This is a genomic window from Sinorhizobium sp. 6-70 (assembly GCF_030124375.1).
GTDB lineage: Bacteria > Pseudomonadota > Alphaproteobacteria > Rhizobiales > Rhizobiaceae > Sinorhizobium.
On sequence record NZ_JASKLS010000007.1, the window covers coordinates 208,611 to 229,281 of the forward strand.

General features: G+C 60.9%; 20 protein-coding genes. 11 read left to right on the forward strand and 9 right to left on the reverse strand.

The features are described from left to right. Positions 1–2: 2 nt before the first annotated feature. The 6 genes from rsmG to hemE all read right to left on the reverse strand — a co-directional run bounded on the left by rsmG (position 3) and on the right by hemE (position 7,451). Positions 3–644, reverse strand: coding sequence for a 16S rRNA (guanine(527)-N(7))-methyltransferase RsmG (gene rsmG / locus QN222_RS16045; protein ID WP_283960599.1), 642 nt, complete (start codon positions 642–644; stop codon positions 3–5). Continuing rightward, complete coding sequence (gene mnmG / locus QN222_RS16050; RefSeq protein WP_283960600.1) at positions 641–2,524, reverse strand: tRNA uridine-5-carboxymethylaminomethyl(34) synthesis enzyme MnmG; 1,884 nt, start codon at positions 2,522–2,524, stop codon at positions 641–643. The genes rsmG and mnmG overlap by 4 nt, the downstream gene beginning before the upstream one ends. Positions 2,525–2,635: 111 nt before the next feature. Beyond that, positions 2,636–3,961 carry a tRNA uridine-5-carboxymethylaminomethyl(34) synthesis GTPase MnmE gene (gene mnmE, locus QN222_RS16055; protein ID WP_283960601.1) on the reverse strand — a complete coding sequence of 442 codons (1,326 nt, stop codon included), beginning with the start codon at positions 3,959–3,961 and terminating at the stop codon, positions 2,636–2,638. 458 nt (positions 3,962–4,419) lie between these two features. Further along, positions 4,420–5,685, reverse strand: a complete 1,266-nt coding sequence (rho, locus tag QN222_RS16060) for a transcription termination factor Rho (protein ID WP_180939528.1) — start codon at positions 5,683–5,685, stop codon at positions 4,420–4,422. A gap of 195 nt (positions 5,686–5,880) precedes the next feature. Further along, positions 5,881–6,423 carry a protoporphyrinogen oxidase HemJ gene (hemJ, locus tag QN222_RS16065; protein ID WP_283960602.1) on the reverse strand — a complete coding sequence of 181 codons (543 nt, stop codon included), beginning with the start codon at positions 6,421–6,423 and terminating at the stop codon, positions 5,881–5,883. Further along, the gene (gene hemE, locus QN222_RS16070) at positions 6,420–7,451 is read right to left on the reverse strand and encodes a uroporphyrinogen decarboxylase (protein WP_283960603.1); all 1,032 of its coding nucleotides are present in this window, start codon (positions 7,449–7,451) and stop codon (positions 6,420–6,422) included. The genes hemJ and hemE overlap by 4 nt, the downstream gene beginning before the upstream one ends. Before the next feature lie 406 nt (positions 7,452–7,857). On the opposite strand from hemE, the gene QN222_RS16075 reads away from it, so the two are divergent. The 5 genes from QN222_RS16075 (at position 7,858) to dnaQ (ending at position 11,657) form a co-directional block, all read left to right on the forward strand. Next, entirely contained in the window at positions 7,858–8,679 is an 822-nt protein-coding gene (locus QN222_RS16075) for a pyruvate, water dikinase regulatory protein (protein WP_180939532.1), read from the forward strand. A gap of 28 nt (positions 8,680–8,707) precedes the next feature. Beyond that, positions 8,708–9,307, forward strand: coding sequence for a Maf-like protein (locus tag QN222_RS16080; RefSeq protein WP_283960604.1), 600 nt, complete (start codon positions 8,708–8,710; stop codon positions 9,305–9,307). Continuing rightward, positions 9,300–10,160 carry a shikimate dehydrogenase gene (locus QN222_RS16085; protein WP_283960605.1) on the forward strand — a complete coding sequence of 287 codons (861 nt, stop codon included), beginning with the start codon at positions 9,300–9,302 and terminating at the stop codon, positions 10,158–10,160. Before QN222_RS16080 ends, QN222_RS16085 begins: the two co-directional genes overlap by 8 nt. Beyond that, a complete protein-coding gene (coaE, locus tag QN222_RS16090) occupies positions 10,157–10,741 on the forward strand; it encodes a dephospho-CoA kinase (RefSeq protein ID WP_283960606.1) in 585 nt (194 codons plus the stop codon). The genes QN222_RS16085 and coaE overlap by 4 nt, the downstream gene beginning before the upstream one ends. 217 nt (positions 10,742–10,958) lie before the next feature. Continuing rightward, a complete protein-coding gene (dnaQ, locus tag QN222_RS16095; RefSeq protein ID WP_283960607.1) occupies positions 10,959–11,657 on the forward strand; it encodes a DNA polymerase III subunit epsilon in 699 nt (232 codons plus the stop codon). Between the two features lie 116 nt (positions 11,658–11,773). Here the strand turns inward: dnaQ and secB are convergent, their stop codons facing one another. Together secB and QN222_RS16105 are read right to left on the reverse strand one after the other, a co-directional pair. Then, positions 11,774–12,277 carry a protein-export chaperone SecB gene (secB, locus tag QN222_RS16100; RefSeq protein ID WP_225168271.1) on the reverse strand — a complete coding sequence of 168 codons (504 nt, stop codon included), beginning with the start codon at positions 12,275–12,277 and terminating at the stop codon, positions 11,774–11,776. A 200-nt stretch (positions 12,278–12,477) separates the two neighbouring features. Then, on the reverse strand, positions 12,478–12,984 hold the full coding sequence (locus QN222_RS16105) for an FxsA family protein (RefSeq protein ID WP_283960608.1): 507 nt from the start codon (positions 12,982–12,984) through the stop codon (positions 12,478–12,480). A 134-nt stretch (positions 12,985–13,118) separates the two neighbouring features. Between QN222_RS16105 and QN222_RS16110 the strand changes: the two genes are divergently transcribed. The 5 genes from QN222_RS16110 (at position 13,119) to gyrB (ending at position 18,436) form a co-directional block, all read left to right on the forward strand. Next, positions 13,119–13,823, forward strand: a complete 705-nt coding sequence (locus tag QN222_RS16110) for a Tim44/TimA family putative adaptor protein (protein WP_283960609.1) — start codon at positions 13,119–13,121, stop codon at positions 13,821–13,823. A 7-nt stretch (positions 13,824–13,830) separates the two neighbouring features. Beyond that, on the forward strand, positions 13,831–14,937 hold the full coding sequence (locus QN222_RS16115; protein ID WP_283960610.1) for a murein transglycosylase A: 1,107 nt from the start codon (positions 13,831–13,833) through the stop codon (positions 14,935–14,937). Continuing rightward, on the forward strand, positions 14,930–15,493 hold the full coding sequence (locus QN222_RS16120; protein ID WP_283960611.1) for a Smr/MutS family protein: 564 nt from the start codon (positions 14,930–14,932) through the stop codon (positions 15,491–15,493). The genes QN222_RS16115 and QN222_RS16120 overlap by 8 nt, the downstream gene beginning before the upstream one ends. Then, the gene (locus QN222_RS16125) at positions 15,490–15,867 is read left to right on the forward strand and encodes a helix-turn-helix transcriptional regulator (protein ID WP_283960612.1); all 378 of its coding nucleotides are present in this window, start codon (positions 15,490–15,492) and stop codon (positions 15,865–15,867) included. Before QN222_RS16120 ends, QN222_RS16125 begins: the two co-directional genes overlap by 4 nt. Positions 15,868–16,000: 133 nt before the next feature. Further along, positions 16,001–18,436, forward strand: coding sequence for a DNA topoisomerase (ATP-hydrolyzing) subunit B (gene gyrB, locus QN222_RS16130; protein ID WP_283960613.1), 2,436 nt, complete (start codon positions 16,001–16,003; stop codon positions 18,434–18,436). 63 nt (positions 18,437–18,499) lie between these two features. Here gyrB and QN222_RS16135 read toward each other — a convergent pair whose 3' ends face one another. Next, positions 18,500–19,096, reverse strand: coding sequence for a nitroreductase family protein (locus QN222_RS16135; protein WP_283960614.1), 597 nt, complete (start codon positions 19,094–19,096; stop codon positions 18,500–18,502). Between the two features lie 138 nt (positions 19,097–19,234). On the opposite strand from QN222_RS16135, the gene QN222_RS16140 reads away from it, so the two are divergent. Continuing rightward, positions 19,235–20,641, forward strand: coding sequence for a pyridoxal-dependent decarboxylase (locus tag QN222_RS16140; protein ID WP_283960615.1), 1,407 nt, complete (start codon positions 19,235–19,237; stop codon positions 20,639–20,641). The last annotated feature ends 30 nt before the right edge of the window (positions 20,642–20,671 follow it).

Sequence of the window (20,671 nt, forward strand, 5' to 3'; positions counted from 1 at the left end):
TATCACTTCGTCCGACGTGAAAGATTTGCAATCTCGAGCACGACCGAATCTGGCTCGACAACACTTGCATGTTTTATCAGATCGAATTGAAAGCGGCTAACGGCTTTGTCGATTTCCTGCTGGTAATCCCGCCCTTTGTGGAAATAAGCGACGGCATCGGCGCCTTCTCCGAGCATCCAAGGCGCGCAATAATCCAACAATTGGTTCAGATCGGCGAGCGCACGCGCCGAAATCGCGTCGCAACGGGGAATGATTGCACTCGCATTTTCGATTCGAATCGGATGCACAGAACCTCTGGCACCGGTTTCATTCAAGGCGACGCGCAAGAAGGCGCATTTTTTGTTGTTGCTTTCAACCAGGTGAACCCAGCCGCCCTCGAGCTCCGACAGGCAGATCGCGGTTATCACGCCGGGAAACCCACCACCGCTGCCGAGGTCGACCCAGACCTTTGGCGTCGGCGCCAGTTGGAAGATCTGCAGGCTGTCGACGATATGGCGCCGCCATAAATCCTCAAGTGTCGACGGCGCGACGAGGTTGATCGACTTCGCCCATTTCTGAAACAAGGCGCCAAAGTGCTCAAGCTTCTCGATCGTTTCACGTGAAACACGCAATCCGTTCAGGCTTCCGGCGAGACTCGTTTTCATTGTACTGCTTGCCTCGCCACACGCAGATCGTCGCGGTCCTGGCGCTTCAGCCATGTGAGGATCAGCGACACCGCCGCCGGCGTCATCCCGTCGACCTTCGTTGCCTGCGCCAGATTGCGTGGTCTCTGCTGCGTCAGCTTCTGCTTCAGCTCGTTCGATAATCCCGGCAACAGGCTGTAGTCGAAGTCTTCGGGAATGCTGGTGCTCTCTTCGCGGCGAATGCCGGCAATGTCTGCCGCCTGCCTTTCCATATAGACCGCGTAGGCCGCGTCGATCTCCAGCGCCTCGACCACACGCCCGTCGATCCCTTCGAGCTCCGGCCACAGCGGTTTCAACCCGGCTATTGATTGCTCAGGGTAGGACAGGATCTCAAACGCTGATCGGCGCTGGCCGTCCTGATTGAGCTTCAGGCCAAACCGCTTGCCCTCTGTCGGCGTCACCGAGAGAGACTGCAACAGCGCGCGCCCGCGCTCATAGTTGCCCTTCCAATCTTCAAAGCGCTCCTGTCGCGCCGCGCCCACTAGGCCGAGATCGATGCCGATCGGCGTCAGCCGCATGTCGGCATTGTCGGCGCGAAGCGAGAGCCGATACTCGGCGCGCGATGTGAACATGCGGTAGGGCTCGGTGATGCCGCGCGACGTCAGATCATCGATCATCACACCGATATAGGAATCAGTACGGCTGAAATTGAATGGTGCGCGGCCCAAAGCGGAGAGGGCGGCATTCAATCCCGCGACCAGACCCTGGGCGCCCGCCTCTTCATAGCCCGTGGTTCCATTGATCTGGCCAGCGAGAAACAGGCCGGGCGCCTTCCGTACCGCAAGAGACAGTTGCAGCTCCCGCGGATCGACATGGTCGTATTCGATCGCGTAACCGGGCTGCAGGATCGTTACCTCCTCCAGTCCCGGAATGGTTCGGACAAAGGCGTCCTGGACCTCTTCGGGCAGAGAGGTCGAAATGCCGTTGGGATAGACGGTATCGTCGTCCAACCCTTCAGGCTCCAGGAAAATCTGGTGCCCATCCCGCTCGCCAAAGCGGACGATCTTGTCCTCGATCGACGGGCAATAGCGAGGCCCGACGCCTTCGATCTGGCCGGAATACATTGCGGAGCGATGGATGTTCTCGGCGATGAGCTTGTGCGTGGCCTCTGTCGTCCGCGTCACGCCACAGTCGATCTGCCGATTCGCGATCTTGTCGGTCAAGAACGAGAATGGTACCGGATCCTCATCCGGTCCTTGGCGACCGACGCGGTCCCAATCGATCGTGCGGCCATCGAGCCGCGCCGGCGTGCCGGTCTTTAGTCTTCCGAGATTAAGCCCAAAGCGCGCCAAAGTTCCCGAAAGACCGATCGACGGTTCTTCGCCCACGCGACCGGCCGGAATCTTGCGATCGCCAATATGGATAAGACCCTTGAGGAAAGTGCCGGTCGTAAGCACGACCGCTGGCGCCCGGAAGGTCCGACCATCCTTCATGACAACGCCGCAGACCGCGCCATCTTCGGTCAGCAGGTCAAAAGCATCCCCCTCGATAACCGACAGACGGTCGACCGCACCGATCGCGTTTTGCATCGCCTCCCGATAGAGCTTGCGATCCGCCTGCGTCCGGGGACCGCGCACGGCGGGTCCCTTGCGGCGATTGAGCAGCCGAAACTGGATGCCGGCGGCATCGGCGACGCGACCCATCAGGCCGTCCAGGGCGTCGATCTCACGCACTAGATGACCCTTGCCCAAGCCACCAATCGCCGGGTTGCAAGACATCACCCCGATTGTGTCACGCCTATGCGTGATGAGAGCGGTGCTCGCGCCAAGCCGCGCCGAGGCCGAAGCCGCTTCGCAGCCGGCATGTCCGCCACCAATCACGATGACATCATAACTCGTCATTCCAATGCTCCAGCTGGTTCCAGCCCTGACTCTGAATTTCATTCGGGCGAGTCAAGTGGTTTCACGTGAAACGCCGCGAATGACTCGCTATCGTTGTATCTGCACTGCCATTTACTTGCCGATGCAGAACTCCGAAAATATTACATCGAGCAGGTTCTCGACATCAACGCGTCCCGTGATTCGGCCCAACGCATCTGCCGCCACCCGCAATTGCTCCGCCTGAATATCCAGCCCCATAGCCTCTGACGACAGGCTCCGCTCCAGGGCAGCACTTGCCTGACGTAGGCAATCGACGTGGCGCTTTCGCGACGGCATCGACAGCGCCGTCTTGCCGGCCAGGTCCGGAAGGTACGCTCCCAACGCCTCCAACAGATCCGCGATGCCAGCTCCGGTCTTGGTCGACAGGAATATATCAGCATCGCTCGGCAACCACGAAACATCGTCCCGGTCGATCTTTGTCGCGACCCTTATGGTCGGGATATTGTCCGGTATGGCTTCGCTCAAGCAAAAACGTACCGGATTATCCGATAACAACAGCACGAGATCGGCTCGCCCGATAGTCTCGCGCGCACGGCGAATTCCCTCTCGTTCCACCAGTTCATCGGTCTCCCGCAACCCAGCCGTGTCGAACAGTTTCACGGAGAATCCGGCTAACGAAAGATCCACGGAGATGATATCGCGCGTGGTGCCGGCGACCTCGGTCACGATCGCGACATCGCGCTTCGCCAACGCATTGAGGAGACTCGACTTGCCGGCGTTCGGTTCGCCGGCAATGACGATCTTGAGGCCATCGCGAATGATCTCCGCCAGGCCCGCCTGACCGATGTGCTCTTCGATTTCACCGCGAAGCTTCCGCATGTCCTTCCAGATCGAAGCGCTCACGGAACCGGGAACGTCGTCCTCATCGGCGAAATCGAGCTCTGCTTCGATCATTGCGCGTGCATGCGTCAGGCGCCGTGCCCAACCTTCGTAGAGCGCCGACTGCCCGCCACCGGAATGCTCGAGCGCCAGGCGACGCTGCATCTCGGTCTCCGCCGCGATCAGGTCCGCCAGGCCCTCGACCTCGACCAGATCCATCTTGCCGTTTTGAAACGCCCGCCTCGAAAACTCGCCCGCCTCCGCGTGACGCAGATCGACGACGTGCGCAAGCTCTTCCAATATCGCATGGACAACTGCACGCCCGCCATGCACCTGCATTTCGCAGCAATCCTCGCCGGTGAAGGATGCCGGTCCCGGAAAGTAGATGACCAGCCCGCTATCCAGCGGGTCACCGTTTCGAGTCCGAATCGTTCTCAAGGTAGCGATCCGGGCTTGCGGCACAGCCCCGCAAAGCCGCCCAATCGCCTCGACTGTGGCCGGGCCGCTGATGCGGATAACGGCAACGCCCGCAGGCAGGGCGCCGCTCGATAGTGCATATATCGTGTCCGTAACTTCCATCGGCCTACCGCGCGTCCCCGAGCACAACGCGTTGGCTGCAAACTCGGTTTCATTTTCTGTCTTTGAGGGCTAGGGCCAGTTGCATCAAGGGACGGCCATCAATTCGTCCAAGCAACTCTCGCCATTTCTGCACGGAGTGCAGAACGCCGCGACTTATGCACCCACCGGCGGCGGAAATCAAGCATCTCCCACTACAGCGTCGTGCGTCTTTTCAGTCGCGCAAAGGACGCTGTAATCGGCCACGATTAAGGGCGGCCACGCAGCAGGCACTCCCCCGGCCGCGGACGAACACAATTCGGTTGTTTCACGTGAATCATCGTGAAGCTGACGGGTCATATCGCATCTGCGCTCAGCCACTTTCGCCGAATCCGGCTAATGAAATCAGCGGTCTCGGCAAATAGAAAATGGCCAGGGCGTGGCACGCCCCGGCCATTTGCTGCAGAGAACCTGAAATGTCGTCAGGTGTTCATCGATTCGAAGAAGTCGCCATTGGTCTTCGTCTGCTTCAGCTTGTCGATCAGGAATTCGATTGCATCGGTCGTACCCATCGGAGCGAGGATGCGGCGCAGAACGAAGATCTTCTGGAGATCCTGGCGCGGGACGAGCAGATCCTCCTTACGCGTGCCGGATTTCAGAATGTCCATGGCCGGGAAGATGCGCTTGTCGGCGACCTTGCGGTCGAGCACGATTTCCGAGTTGCCGGTGCCCTTGAACTCTTCGAAGATCACTTCGTCCATGCGGCTTCCGGTATCGATCAGCGCCGTCGCTATGATCGTCAGCGAGCCGCCTTCCTCGATATTGCGCGCGGCGCCGAAGAAACGCTTCGGACGCTGAAGCGCATTGGCGTCGACACCGCCTGTCAGCACCTTGCCGGATGAAGGAACAACCGTGTTATAGGCGCGGCCGAGGCGGGTGATCGAATCGAGCAGAATGACAACATCCCTGCCATGCTCGACAAGGCGCTTGGCCTTCTCGATGACCATTTCTGCAACCTGGACGTGACGGGTCGCCGGCTCGTCAAAGGTCGAGGAGACGACCTCGCCCTTCACCGAGCGCTGCATGTCGGTCACTTCTTCCGGACGTTCATCGATCAAGAGAACGATCAGATAGCATTCCGGATGGTTCGCGGTGATCGAATGGGCGATGTTCTGCAGAAGTACCGTCTTACCGGTGCGCGGCGGCGCCACGATCAGCCCGCGTTGACCCTTGCCGAGCGGCGCCACCAGATCGATGACGCGAGCGGAAAGGTCCTTCGACGTCGGAACCTCAAGCTCCATCTTGAAGCGCTCGTTCGGATAGAGCGGCGTCAGGTTGTCGAAATGCACCTTGTGCCGGATCTTTTCCGGATCGTCGAAGTTGATCGTATTGACCTTCAGCAGCGCAAAGTAGCGCTCGCCTTCTTTCGGACCGCGAATCGGCCCTTCGACCGTATCACCGGTCTTCAACGAAAAACGGCGGATCTGCGAGGGCGAGATATAGATATCGTCCGGGCCGGGAAGGTAGTTGGCATTGGCGGAGCGCAGGAAGCCGAACCCGTCCTGCAGCACCTCGACGACGCCTTCCCCGATGATCTCGATGTCCTGGGCGGCGAGCATCTTGAGGATTGCGAACATCAGCTCCTGCTTGCGCATCGTGCTGGCGTTCTCGACCTCGAGCTCTTCGGCAAAGGCCAGGAGATCGGTCGGCGTCTTGTTCTTAAGTTCTTGAAGCTTCATTTCAGCCATGAAGAGTCCATGTGTGGTATGGGGAATGGAAGTTGGCGTGATTTTTGTAAGGGAGCTGCGAGGGGAAAGAGGCAGGCTCTAAACTTGGTCAGGCCACAGGAAGAAGGAGATGGGTGAAAATAGCGATTCACGTGAAACGCCGCAAGGGGCTGCGGCAAATTAGCGACAACTATTGCAGCTAAAAATCGATTGAATTCAAAATGGTTTCACCACGACCATAATGACGATGAGGATCATCAGCAGCGTCGGCGCCTCGTTCATCAGCCGCCAGTAGCGTGCATCACGGCGATTCTCGTCGCGCTCGAAGGCTCTCACCGCACGGCTGAAGTGCACATGCACGATGGTCAAGAGCACGACGAAAAAGAGCTTGGCATGCAGCCAGCCGCCCTGAAAGCCATAGACGCTCCATGCAAGATAGAGCCCGAGCGCCCACGAGATCATCATCGCCGGGTTCATGATGACCTTCATCAGGCGCTGCTCCATCATCTTGAACGTTTCCGACTGCGCCGATCCCGGCGCCGCATCGGTGTGATAAATGAAGAGACGCGGCATGTAGAGAAGTGCAGCCATCCAGGATATCACGGCAATGACGTGCAACGCCTTGATCCACAGATAGAGGTCGTCCGGCCGCCAGACGAAGAGGCCGACCAGCAGCAGGAAAAACGCCGAAAGGGCGACCCATGCGCGCAGGCGCGCCCTGTTCCCCGGCGCGCTGTCAGTCTGGCGCTCCGCCATCATCGCCTCCCGCGGACCCGCGACACCAATGCCGTCACGTTCTCCGGGTCCGCTTGCGGTGTAATCCCATGTCCTAGATTGAAGATCAGCGGTCCATTGCCAAGCACATCGAGAATCCGGTCGATTCCGCTTTCCAGCGCCGCGCCGCCAGCCACCACCCGCATCGGATCCAGATTGCCCTGCACTGGGCCGTCCTTCTGCAGCTCGGCCGCAAAGGACAGCGGCACCGACCAATCAAGCCCGATCGCATCCGCCCCGGTCGCCTGCCGGTAATCCTTGAGCAAAAGCCCCGCGCCTTTCGCGAAGGCAATGACCTTGGCCGACGGCCGCCGTGCGCGAACCGATGCGACCATCCGGCGCACAGGTTCGGCGGCGAAGCGGGCAAATTCCTCCTCGCCGAGCACACCCGCCCAGGAATCGAAGATCTGTACCGCATCTGCACCGGCGTCGATCTGCTCAACCAGATAGTCGGCGGAAATGTCAGCGAGGAACGCCAGCAGATCGTCGAATTCCTTCGGATGGCGGTAGGCAAAGAGGCGGGCGGGGGCCTGATCCGGCGTTCCATGACCAGCAATCATGTAGGTTGCGACGGTCCAGGGCGCGCCACAGAAGCCAAGCAGCGTCGTTTCCGCCGGCAATTCCCGCCGCAGTCGCGAAACCGTCTCGATGACGGGCCGTAGGTGATCGGAGACGCCGACGACGCTTAGTCGCGCAATGCCGTCCGCATCGATTGGATCCATCTTCGGTCCATGACCCTCCTCGAAGCGAACATTTCGATGAAGCGCGTCCGGGATGACCAGGATATCGGAAAAGAGGATCGCGGCATCGAACGCATATCGCCTTATCGGCTGCAGTGTCACCTCGACAGCCAGATCGGGCGTATAGCAGAGATCAAGGAAGCTTCCCGCCTTGGCCCTCGTCTCACGATATTCCGGGAGGTAACGTCCCGCCTGGCGCATGAGCCAAATCGGTGGAGGGGTCAGGCATTTCCCATCCAGCACCTCGAGGACCTTGCGACGTATCTCGCTCACTCGCGGCTTCTCCAATCTATAATAAAACTGAATTTAAGAAGGTTTCTATTTCTTAGAGTCGGTGGCTATCAAGGATTAAAATCAATCCGCAATTCATCCAGTGGCCCTGCCGCAGCCGTGCGATCGGGGGAGAAGAAAACCGTTCTGGTAAAAAAGACCAGGGAGAAAGCGGAAAACGCTAAAGAATCGGTAACTTACGCTCGTCGCGAATTTTGCCCTTCCTGTGGACAAGCTGTCGAAGCGCGTGACATTTTGTCGTTGCCATGAGTCTTGTCCACATGACGCGTTCGATGTTCTCCGGCTGGGTCAGGGATGTGAATAAGTCGGCGCTTTTCCACTTGCCTGGACAGCCGCCGCGCCGTTAGCTGTTTCTGTCCCGGCCTATCAACAGCCCCCGGAGAATTGCGTGGAGAACCGAAAAAACTATTTCCACCTGCACCTCGTCTCCGATTCGACGGGCGAGACGCTCATTGCTGCGGGACGCGCGGCCGCGGCGCAGTTCCAGTCATCCCATGCGCTGGAGCACGTCTATCCGCTGATCCGGAACCGGAAGCAGCTCATGCAGGTGCTGGACGCGATCGACGGTGCGCCGGGCATCGTTCTGTACACGATCGTCGACCGCGAGCTTGCCGACGTCATCGATCAGCGTTGCCGCGAGATCGGTGTGCCCTGCGTCTCCGTGCTCGATCCGATCATCGATCTGTTTCAATCCTATCTCGGCTCGCCGTCCCGCCGCCGCTCGGGCGCGCAACATGTGATGGATGCGGAGTATTTTGCCCGGATCGAGGCACTGAACTTCACCATGGACCATGACGACGGCCAGATGCCGGCGGATTTCGACGAGGCCGACGTCGTTCTCGTCGGTGTAAGTCGTACATCGAAGACGCCGACGAGCATCTATCTTGCCAATCGCGGCATCAAGACGGCAAACATCCCGATCGTACCCGGCGTGCCGCTGCCGGATGGTCTGCTCAGCGCGACGAAACCGCTGGTCGTCGGGCTCATCGCGACAGCCGACAGGATCTCGCAAGTCCGCCAGCACCGGCTGCTTGGATCGACCCAGACCTTCCACGGCCAGGAATATACCGACCGGGCCTCGATCGCCGAGGAGTTGAAATATGCTCGCTCGCTCTGCGCGCGCAACAATTGGCCGATGATCGACGTGACGCGCCGCTCGATCGAGGAAACCGCCGCGGCGATCGTTGCCCTGCGTCCGCGGCTCAGATAGAGCGAAACGAAGAACCCGGGATGGAAGAATGACGACTACCCTTGTGTTGGCTTCCGCCAGTCCATTTCGCCGCGCCCTCCTGCAAAACGCCGGACTTACGTTTCAGGCGAGGGCTGCCGAAGTAGACGAGCGGGCACTGGAGCAACCGCTTGAGGCAGCGGGTGCTTCCCCCGTCGATGTTGCGCTGGTCCTGGCGGAGGCCAAGGCAAAGGATGTCGCGCGACATTTCGACGGTGCGCTCGTCATCGGCTCGGACCAGACGATGTCACTCGGGTCGCGCGTCTATCACAAGCCCAAGGATATGGCGGAGGCCGCTGACCACCTCTTCTCGCTGTCAGCCAAGACGCACAGTCTGAACAGCGCGGTCGTTCTTGTCCGCGACGGCGAAGTCGTCTGGCGCCACGTTTCCTCGGCCCACATGACTGTCCGCCCGCTCAGTCGCGGCTTCATCGAAAGGCACCTTGCAAGGGTTGGCGAGAAGGCGCTTGCCAGCGTCGGCGCCTATCAGCTCGAAGGCGAGGGCATCCAGCTCTTCGAAAAGATCGAAGGCGACTATTTCACGATCCTCGGCTTGCCGATGCTGCCGCTGCTATCCAAACTCCGTGACCTGGGCTCGATCGATGCGTGATTCACGTGAAACATTTGTTAACCATGCCTTCGTCACCGGGTTTCCGGTGAAGCATTCACGTTCGCCGTTGATCCACGGCTACTGGCTGAAACAGCTGGGGATCGCCGGCAGCTACCAGGCCCATGAAGTCTCGCCGGAGGATTTTCCGGATTTTATGCGTCGATTGAAAAGCGGTGCAGCCGGCTTCTGCGGCGGCAACGTCACCATTCCGCACAAGGAAGCAGCTTTCCGTCTTTCCGATCGCCCGGACGAACTGAGTGCCGAGCTCGGCGCTGCCAACACCTTGTGGGTCGAAGACGGAGAGATTTGCGCAACGAACACCGACGGGCAAGGCTTCGTCGCCAACCTCGACGAGCGCGCGAAGGGGTGGGACCGGATTTCGACCGCCGTCGTTCTCGGCGCCGGCGGTGCCAGCCGCGCCGTGATCCAGGCGGTTCGCAACCGCGGCATCAAGGCAATTCACGTCGTAAACCGGACGCCGACCAGGGCACAGGAACTGGCGGATCGCTTTGGCGCGGCTGTTCACGCGCACCCGCTCGGGGCGTTGTCCGAGGTGATGACCGGTGCCGGGCTCTTCATCAACACAACCTCGCTTGGCATGGATGGCGAACCGGCGCCGGATATCGACTTCTCGATGATGGCCAAGGACGCGGTCGTCACGGACATTGTCTACGTGCCGCTGAAGACACCATTGCTGCGCCAGGCCGAAGGGCAGGGCTATGCGATCGTCGATGGGCTTGGCATGCTCTTGCATCAGGCGGTGCCTGGATTCGAAAGATGGTTTGGCCGTCGGCCGGTCGTCGACGACACCCTTCGGCAGATCATCATTCGCGATATGGATAGTCACAAATGATCATTGTCGGCCTCACGGGATCGATCGGAATGGGCAAGTCGACTGCGGCCCAGATGTTCCGTGAACTCGGCGTTCCGGTGAACGATGCCGACGAGGTCGTCCATGAGCTCTATCGTGGCGAGGCCGTGGCGCCGGTCGAGGCGGCGTTTCCCGGCGTGGTGAAGGATGGCGTCATCGACCGGGCCGAACTCTCGCGGCAGCTTCTCGCCGCGCCGGGGCGGCTTTCCGAACTGGAGCAGATCGTCCATCCGCTGGTTCGTGCCAGGGAGAGGGAGTTTATTACCGCCCACCGGGCTGCAGGTGCCCCCTTTGTCGTCCTCGATATACCGTTGCTCTTCGAGACGAAAGCGGAGGGGCGCGTCGACCAGGTCGTCGTGGTCACCTGCGCGCCCGAAATACAGCGCGAACGGGTGATGAAGCGACCGGGAATGACGGCGGAAAAATTCGCGATGATCCTCGCGCGCCAGGTGCCGGACAGCGAAAAGCGCGCACGGGCGGACCACATCATCGACACGAGCGACAGTTTCGATGTCACCCGCGGGCAAATTCGGTCGGTCGTCGACCGATTGCGCGCCAGCTAGAGCATCCCGCTTTCAAGTGGCATCACTGAAGCGGATAAGATGCTCTAGAATCAAAGTGCTAGAGCGTCCTTTGTGCGTTCATTTGAACGCACGGCGCTCGAGGGCGTGGATGGACGGCCTCGGCCCTGGTTTTTCGCCCACACAATGGTCCAAGTTGCTAGTATTCACTCGCGTGGGATTGATTCGCTCCGATCCAGCGTGACCCGGGAGAGATTGCATGCGTGAAATCATTTTCGACACGGAAACGACCGGCCTCGATAGCCGCGACGACCGCGTGATCGAAATCGGCGGCGTCGAACTCGAGAACCAGTTTCCGACGGGGCGAACGCTGCATCTCTACATCAATCCGGGCGACCGCAAGGTCCATCCGGATGCCTTGGCCGTTCACGGCATCACCGACGAGTTCCTGAAGGACAAGCCGAGCTTTGGTGATGTTGCCGACCAGATCCTCGATTTCTTCGGCGGCGCGCGCTGGGTAGCACACAACGCAACGTTCGATATCAGCTTCATCAATGCTGAATTTACCCGTTTGGGCCTTCCGCCGGTGGCAGGCGAGCACGTGACGGACACGCTTGCGCTTGCCAGGCGAAAACATCCCATGGGTCCGAATTCGCTCGATGCCCTCTGCCGCCGGTATGGCATCGACAATTCCCATCGCGCCAAGCACGGCGCGCTGCTCGACTCCGAACTGCTCGCGGAAGTCTACATCGAGATGATCGGCGGCCGGCAGGCGGCGCTCGGCCTTGTGACGAGCGTGGCCGGGGGCCAGGCGCTCGACGCGGAGGACGGGCCGATCATCGTCCTTGAGAGACCGAGGCCCTTGCCCGTCCGGTTGACCGAGGTCGAGATCGCGGCGCATGCCGCCCTTATCGCCAAGATCGGCACCAAGGCAATCTGGTCGAAATACGAGTGCTGAAATGGAAAGGCCCGGTGAAAACCGGGCCTTTTTCTTAAAGTGGTAAAGCAATTCCAGGAAGAGTGTGTAGCGGTTTTCCGTCCGGAATTGCGTCGTCCAAAAAGTTCGATGGCCGATCAGTTGGCCGTGTCGTTGCTGTTGGCGACCTGAGCGCGGACCTTTTCTTCAGCCATGCGCTGCGCGAACATCTGGGCGAAATCGATCGGGTCGATCATCAGCGGCGGGAAGCCGCCGTTGCGGGTCGCGTCGGCGACGATCTGGCGCGCAAACGGGAAGAGCAGCCGCGGGCACTCGATGAAGAGCAGCGGCAGCATGTGTTCCTGCGGGAAGCCGGAAACGCGGAACACGCCGCCATAGGCGAGTTCGACGTTGAACAGAACCTTGTCGCCGTCCTTTGCTTCCGCGTTCAGCGAAAGAACGACGTCGAAATCGTTCTCGGCGAGCGGATTGGCGTTGACGTTGACATTGATGTTGATCGACGGTGCTCGCTCGCGAGCCTGCAGAGAACGCGGCGCACCGGGATTCTCGAAGGAAAGATCCTTGACATACTGGGCCAGGATATTGAGGGCAGGGCTTTGCTGGGCGCCGCCGTTGCCATTGGATGCGGTATCAGTCGTCATAAGAGTTTCCTCGGACTTCAAATCGGTGAGGCCATCTAACATTTCGGACTTGGGCTTACAACCCTTGCCAGCCGGGCCTTTTTTGGGGAGCGGGCACGCGATTTTCGCGCTTTCCCGTAGCCGTGCGGCACGCATTATAACCCTGTTGCCGCGTAAACGGGCCAAAAGCGCGAAGCAGCCTCCGCTATCGTTCTTGATTTCTACCGGGAAATCCGATTCGTCGGCGAGGACCCGTCGTCATCCTTCTTCTCACGGGAGAATTCGTCCTCGTCCAGGTCGATGACGCGCGGTCCGGTGCGTCCTTCGCCTCCGCCAGGACCCGAGCGGTAGAAACCGGTTCCGGCCGTCACTATAGTCATTCTTGTCTGCAGGAATGTGGCGACGGCACGCCTTACCGGCGGCAGGAACAAGATGAGGCCGATGATGTCGCTGATGAAGCCCGGCACGATCAGGAGGATCGCTGCGACGAAGACCAGCGCGCCCTCGAGCACCTCGCGGCCCGGGTCACGTCCCGCGCGAGCGGATTCCTGTACACGGCGAAACACCTCGAAACCCTGGATGCGCAACAGCGCAATGCCGACCGCGCCGCTCAGGAATACGAGGAGCAGCGTCATCAGCAACCCCACTTCGCGACCGACGATGACGAAGCCGGCGATTTCAGCGAGCGGCAGCCCGAGGATGACGAGCGGGAGGATCAGGGAACGCATCGACGACGCTCGCCAGAAGATTCGTGCAATTGGTTGGCCTCCGGTTTAAGGGTGCGACATCGCCATTTGAATGGTTTATCCTTGCGGACTATATGGGATAGTAAGAGAAATTCTAACAGCGGTTCCGGGTGGAAATGGGCTCTTTCGACTTCATCACGTTTTTTTTCCTGATCGCTGCCGTGGTCATCTTTCTGCAGTTGCGCAGCGTTCTGGGGCGCCGTACTGGCAATGAACGCCAGCCTTTCGATCCCTATTCGCCGCGCGAAATGAGCAAGGGGCCGGAAAGCGCCGACAACGGCAAGGTCGTGCAGCTTCCCCGCCGCGAAAGTGCCGCCGAAGACGAGTCCCGCTACGCTGCCATAGATACCTTTGCAAAGGCTGGCACGCCGTTGAACGGACAGCTCAGGGCCTTGAGCGACGCCGACCGCAGCTTCAGTCCGGAGGATTTCGTCAACGGCGCCAAGATGGCCTACGAGATGATCGTGATGGCTTTCGCCGATGGCGACCGCAAGACGCTGAAGGGACTTCTGTCGCGCGAGGTCTATGAGGGCTTTGATTCCGCCATTGCCGAACGGGAGGCCAAGGGCGAGGTCGTCAAGTCGACCTTTGTCGGCATCGAGAAGGCTGACATCACCCATGCGGAGATCAAGGACAACGAGGAAAACATCACCGTCCGGATCATCAGCCAGCTCATCTCCGCTACCTATGACAAGCAGGGCAAACTCATCGACGGCGATGCGGACTCCGTTGCCGAAGTGAACGACCTCTGGACCTTTTCGCGTGACATCCGATCGCGCGATCCGAACTGGAAACTGATCGCCACCGAATCGGAAAACTGAGGCGATCATGGCCTTTCAGCTCGAGCCGGTCGCCTTTTCCGAACTGCCCGGCTGGCAGTCGGACGACCCGACACCCGTTATCGCCGCTCTTCGCCGCTGCCACCACCACGTCACCACGACGAAACCCTACAAGACAGGCTCGCTCGGCATTTCCGTCGCTGATCTGTTGCCCGCTTTCGAGGCTGCCCGCGCGCAGGTTGCCGACGCGACGGCGGCGCGCGCCTTCTTCGAGGAGCAGTTTCTTCCGTTCAGGGTTCGAACCGACGAGGGCGGCACAGGATTCGTTACGGCCTTTTACGAACCGGAAATCGAGGTCCGTGCCGAACCGGACGAGATGTTTCGCTTCCCTTTCTACCGCCGGCCCGCCGATTTGATCGACATCGACGACGGCAACCGGCCGGAAGGCATCGATCCGTATTTCGCCTTCGGGCGCCTTCGCGGCGACAGGATCGAGGAATATCCGGACCGCGAGGCGATCGAGCGGGGCTTTCTCGCGGGGCGAGGACTCGAGATTGCCTATGCCCGGTCGAAGGTCGACGTCTTTTTTGTTCATGTCCAGGGTGCGGCCCGGCTCGTCTATCCGGACGGATCGCGTCGCCGCATCACCTATGCGGCAAAGACGGGGCATCGCTTTTCCGCAATCGGAAAGCTGCTGATCGATCGCGGCGGGATCGATGCCGCGACAGTGTCAATGGCCAGCATCCGCGCCTGGCTTGCGGCCCATCCCGAAAAGGTCGACGAGATCCTGTGGCACAATCGCTCCTTCATCTTTTTCCGCGATGCGTCGGTAGACGATGACGGCCTGGGGCCGGTTGCTGCGGCCAAGGTGCCACTGGAACCCGGCCGGTCGCTCGCCGTCGATCGGTTGATCCATACCTTCGGTGTCCCCTTCTATATTGCCAGCGAGACCCTTACCCATCTCGACGGCGGACGCTCGTTCGCACGTCTGATGCTCGCGCTGGACACCGGCTCGGCGATCGTCGGGCCCGCCCGCGGAGACATCTTCACCGGTTCCGGTGACGAGGCGGGCAATCTGGCGGGATCGGTCCGCCATGCCGCGGACTTCTTCATCTTCGTTCCCCGAACGGCCGCGGCCAGATACCGCCATGGCTAGAGAAAAGAAGCTTTCGCCCGAGGATCGCATTCTTTGGGGGAAGGTCGCACGGTCGACCCGGCCGATGCCTGGCCGTCTCGAGGATCTCGCGGATCTGCTTGCCGAGGATCAGGAGGTTGCGCCTGCCCAGCCGGATTCGCCGAAGGTTGCGGCAGCCCCGCCTGAAAAAGCCGAACAGGGTTTTGCGCTCAGCAAAGGCAAGGCCGAGCACCGGCACCATCCGCTTGAAAGACCGGTGAAGCGCAAGCTCGCAAAGGGCCGCGTGGCGTTGGAAGCGCGGATCGACCTGCACGGCATGATCCAGAGTGAAGCGCACGGCCTGCTCTTGCAGTTTCTGCTGAAAGCGCACGAGCGTGGCCTTCGCCATGTCCTGGTCATCACCGGCAAGGGCACGTCGCTCGGAAGCGACGGTGCGCTGAAGCGGGCGGTGCCGCTCTGGTTTTCGCTTCCCGAGTTTCGTCCGCTGATCTCGTCCTACGAGCCTGCGTCGCGGAACCATGGGGGCGAGGGCGCGCTCTACGTCCGCCTGGCACGCGCCAAGGGAAGTGCGATATGACGCCCTTTGGCGAGGCCATGCGCGAACTGCGACGCAGAAAGGGTGTGTCGCAAAAGCAGATGGCGGCGGCGATCGGCGTTTCCGCGGCCTACCTTTCGGCGCTCGAGCATGGCAAACGCGGTCAGCCGAGCTTCGACTTTCTTCAGCGCGTCGCCGGCTATTTCAATGTGATCTGGGACGAGGCGGACGAGCTCTTCCGGATCGCCGATATTTCCGATCCGAAGGTGGTGCTCGACACGTCCGGCCTGCCGCCCGGCCACACCGCATTTGCCAACCGGCTGAGCGGGCGGATACGCGGTTTGTCGCAAGAGACGATCCGCGCCTTGGAAGATATTTTGGAAAAAGCCACAATTCCTGATAATGACAGGGGATGAAAGCCTGTTCCCGACCGCCCGGCGCGGTCCGGGATTTGGAAGCCGTGGACAAATTTCCTATAGTCCGCAAGGCCTCCGCGCTGTGATTCGCACCGAATCACGACGTCCGCAACCTGGAAAGACCTGAAGCCGAATGACCGATTTTCCTGAGACCGAAGCCGGCGCCATCGCCGAATATGGTGCCGATTCCATCAAGGTGCTGAAAGGGCTCGATGCCGTCCGCAAGCGGCCGGGCATGTATATCGGCGATACCGATGATGGCTCCGGTCTGCACCATATGGTCTATGAGGTCGTCGACAATGCCATCGACGAAGCGCTGGCCGGTCACGCGGATATCGTTACGGTGACCCTCAATCCCGAAGGTTCGGTGACAGTCACCGACAACGGCCGCGGCATCCCGACCGATATTCACAAGGAGGAGGGCGTGTCTGCCGCCGAGGTCATCATGACCCAGCTTCACGCCGGCGGAAAATTCGACCAGAATTCCTACAAGGTCTCGGGCGGCCTACACGGTGTCGGCGTTTCGGTTGTCAATGCGCTCTCGACGTCCCTGAAGCTCAAGATCCGCCGCGGCGGCAAGATCCACGAGATGAGCTTCACCCACGGGGTGGCCGACGGCCCGCTTCAAGTGACGGGCGACGCCGGCACTGACACCGGTACGGAGGTCACCTTCCTGCCCAGCGAGCAGACCTTCTCGAACGTCGAATTCGAATACACGACGCTCGAGCATCGCCTGCGCGAACTCGCCTTCCTGAATTCCGGCGTCCGCATCGTGCTCACCGACAAGCGGCATTCGGACATCCGCCGCGACGAGATGATGTATGAGGGCGGGCTGGAGGCATTTGTCGCCTATCTCGATCGCGCCAAGAAGCCCCTTGTGCACAGCCCGGTCTCGATCCGCGGTGAGAAGGACGGCATCACGGTTGAAGTGGCGATGTGGTGGAACGACAGCTACCACGAAAACGTGCTCTGCTTCACCAACAACATTCCGCAGCGTGACGGCGGCACCCATATGGCCGGCTTCCGCGGCGCGCTGACGCGCCAGGTGACGTCCTATGCGGAGTCGTCCGGGATAACCAAGAAGGAAAAGGTCACGCTTCAGGGCGAGGATTGCCGCGAGGGACTGACAGCCGTGCTGTCCGTCAAGGTGCCCGATCCGAAGTTCTCGTCGCAGACCAAGGACAAACTCGTTTCGTCCGAAGTCCGGCCCGTGGTCGAAAGCCTGGTCAACGAGGCGTTGAATTCCTGGTTCGAGGAGCATCCGAGCGAAGCCAAGGTCCTCGTCGGCAAGGTCGTCGAGGCGGCGGCCGCCCGCGAAGCGGCGCGCAAGGCGCGCGAACTCACCCGCCGCAAGGGCGCGCTCGACATTTCGTCGTTGCCCGGCAAGCTCGCCGACTGTTCCGAACGTGATCCGGCCAAGTCGGAACTGTTCCTGGTCGAGGGTGACTCGGCAGGCGGTTCGGCCAAGCAGGGTCGTTCGCGGGAAAGCCAGGCGATCCTGCCGTTGCGCGGCAAGATCCTCAACGTCGAGCGCGCGCGCTTCGACAAGATGCTGTCGAGCCAGGAAATCGGCACGCTGATCACGGCGCTCGGTACCTCGATCGGCAAGGACGAGTTCAATGCCGACAAGCTGCGCTACCACAAGATCATCATCATGACGGATGCCGACGTCGACGGCGCTCACATCCGCACGCTGCTGCTCACTTTCTTCTTCCGGCAGATGCCGGACCTGATCGAGCGCGGGCACCTCTATATCGCCCAGCCGCCGCTCTACAAGGTGACGCGGGGCAAGTCCACGCAATACCTGAAGGACGAGAAGGCGCTCGAAGATTACCTGATCAGCATGGGCCTCGAGGAAGCGTCGCTCGCGCTCGCGACCGGCGAGGTGAGAGCCGGGCAGGACCTGCGCGAGGTCATCAACGACGCGCTACGCGTGCGTTCGTTGATGGATGGGCTGCATTCCCGCTACAACCGGGCGATCGTCGAGCAGGCCGCCATCGCCGGTGCGCTGAACGTCGAATTGAATGGCCGGCGCGATGAATATCAGGACGTGGCGGCGGAAGTAGCGCGACGCCTCGACGTCATCGCCGAGGAGACCGAGCGCGGCTGGGTCGGGACGGTCACCGCGGAGGGCGGCCTGAAGCTCGAGCGCATGGTGCGGGGCGTCAAGGAAGTCGCGGTGCTCGACATGGCGCTGATCGGCTCGTCCGATGCCCGCCATATCGATCAACTGACGGCGAAACTGAAGGAAGTCTATGCCGAACCGCCGGTGCTGCGCCGCCGTGACGGCACCCAGGACATCAGCGGACCGCGTGCTCTGCTCGACGCCATCTTCGCGGCCGGTCGCAAGGGCCTCTCGATGCAGCGCTACAAGGGCCTCGGCGAGATGAACGCCGAGCAGCTCTGGGAAACGACGCTCGATCCGAACGTCCGTTCGCTGCTCCAGGTGAAGGTTTCCGATGCGACAGACGCCGACGGTCTGTTCTCGCGCCTGATGGGCGACGAGGTGGAGCCGCGGCGCGATTTCATCCAGGAAAACGCGCTGAGCGTCGCCAATCTCGATATCTGATCAGCTTGACTATGGGATCGCAAAATCGCCGGCGCCGTAAGGCGCCGGTTTTCTTTTGGGTGATCAGTCGGCCTTGAACCGGCCTTCGAAAACGAAATCCGCCAGCGGCTTGCGCTGGCTCGGCTTTTCGCGCTCGCGCAGATCGTCCGGGAGCGTCGACGGGTCGGCAAGTCTGCCGATCGCGACGGCGGCTTCTACGCGATAATGCTCCGGTACGCCCAGCACCCGCATCGCCTTGTCCCGGTCGATCCCCGCCATTCCATGCGCGTACAAACCGGCAAGTCGCGTCTGTAGCGCGAGCGCGAACCACGCGGCACCGGTATCGAAGGCATGGGTGTAGGCCGGGCGCATCTCGCCCGTCGACGTAAGCCTGTGGGTCTTTGAAAGAATGATCACGATCGCCGAGGCGTTTTTCGCCCAGCGCTGATTGCTTTCGTCGAGAATGTCGAGCAACGACGCAAAGTGCTCTGTGCCGCGCCGGGCATAGACGAAGCGCCAGGGCTGGACGTTGGCCGCCGAGGGCGCCCAGCGCGCGGCCTCAAAAAGGGCAAGCAGATCCTTTTCGCTGATTTCCTCGCCGGTAAAGGCGCGCGGTGACCAGCGCTCCAGGAAGATCGAGTGGATCGGGTGGTCGGCTCTTCTATGGTTGATTTCTGTCACGAACGAACATCCTTATTTGCCGCGTGAATCCTCTTGGGAGATCCCAGCATCTCGATAATGGCCAGGAGGGCGGATTCGGCGTCACGCTACAAAAGTTCCAGCATCGATGGAACCGCAACATGAGTATGGGAGGGAACGATGGACGAAGCGACGTTCAGGCATTGGTCGGCCAAGGCCGCGGATTGGGGTGTGGACTACAGGCAATCGCTTCGGGACCGTCCCGTCCGGGCGCAGACCGCCGCCGGCGAGATAGCCGGCCAAATTGCGCAATCTCCTCCCGAAGCGGGTGAGGCGATGGAGCGAATCTTCGAGGATTTTGAGACGATCGTCATGCCGGGCATGACCCATTGGCAGCACCCGCGTTTCTTTGCCTATTTCCCGGCCAATGCCGCGCCCGTCTCCGTCGTCGCCGAATATCTCGTCACAGCGGTCGCGGCGCAATGCATGCTCTGGCAGACCTCGCCGGCGGCGACCGAACTCGAGACGAAGATGCTCGATTGGCTGCGGCAGGCGATCGGCCTTTCGGCAGACTTTTCCGGAGTCATCCAGGATTCGGCGTCCTCCGCTACGCTCGCTGCAGTCCTGGTGATGCGGGAAAGGGCGCTCGCCTGGAACGGCAATCGCGCAGGACTCGCCGCCAATCCCAGGGTCCGCATCTATTCCTCCGATCAGGTCCACACCTCGATCGATCGCGCCACCTGGGTGAGCGGCATAGGCGAAGAGAACCTCGTTCGCATACCGACCGTTGGTGAACGTCGCGGCATGGACTGCGCTGCCCTTGCTGCGGCGATCGAGGCGGATCGCAAGGCGGGTTACATTCCGGCAGGCATCATCGCCTGCACCGGCGGCACCAGCACCGGCGCCTGCGACGACATTGCCGAAGTTGTCCGCGTCGCCCGCGAATACGGGCTCTACGTCCATGTGGATGCCGCCTGGGCGGGTGCCGCCATGATCTGCGAGGAATTCCGGCACCTCTGGCAGGGCGTCGAGGGCGCCGATTCGGTCGTCTTCAATCCCCACAAGTGGTTGGGTGCTCAGTTCGACTGCTCGGCCCATTTCATCCGTAGCCCGGACGATCTGGTCCGCACGCTGGCAATCCAGCCGGAATATCTGAAGACCCATGGGCAAGACGGGATCATCAACTATTCCGAATGGTCCGTGCCGCTCGGGCGGCGCTTCCGGGCGCTCAAGCTGTGGTTCCTGCTGCGCTTCCACGGGCTATCCGGACTGAGGCAGATGATCCGCAACCATGTACGCTGGTCGGAGGCGCTCGCCGAGCGTTTGCGGAACGAACCGGGCTTCGAAATCGTTACAGAACCGGTCCTGTCTCTCTTTTCGTTTCGACATGCCGGCGGCTCCGATGCCGACGCCCATAACCTCGCCCTGGTCAAGGCGATCAACGATGACGGCCGCATCTACCTGACGCAGACGCGTGTCGACGGGCGCATGGCCATTCGTTTCCAGGCGGGGCAATTCAGCATGGCCGAGGAGGATGCAGAAACGGCGTTCAGGACCATTGTCGAGTTGGCGAAAAAAGTTGTATAAGTTCTGTAGATTTTTTCCGAGGAAGGACGC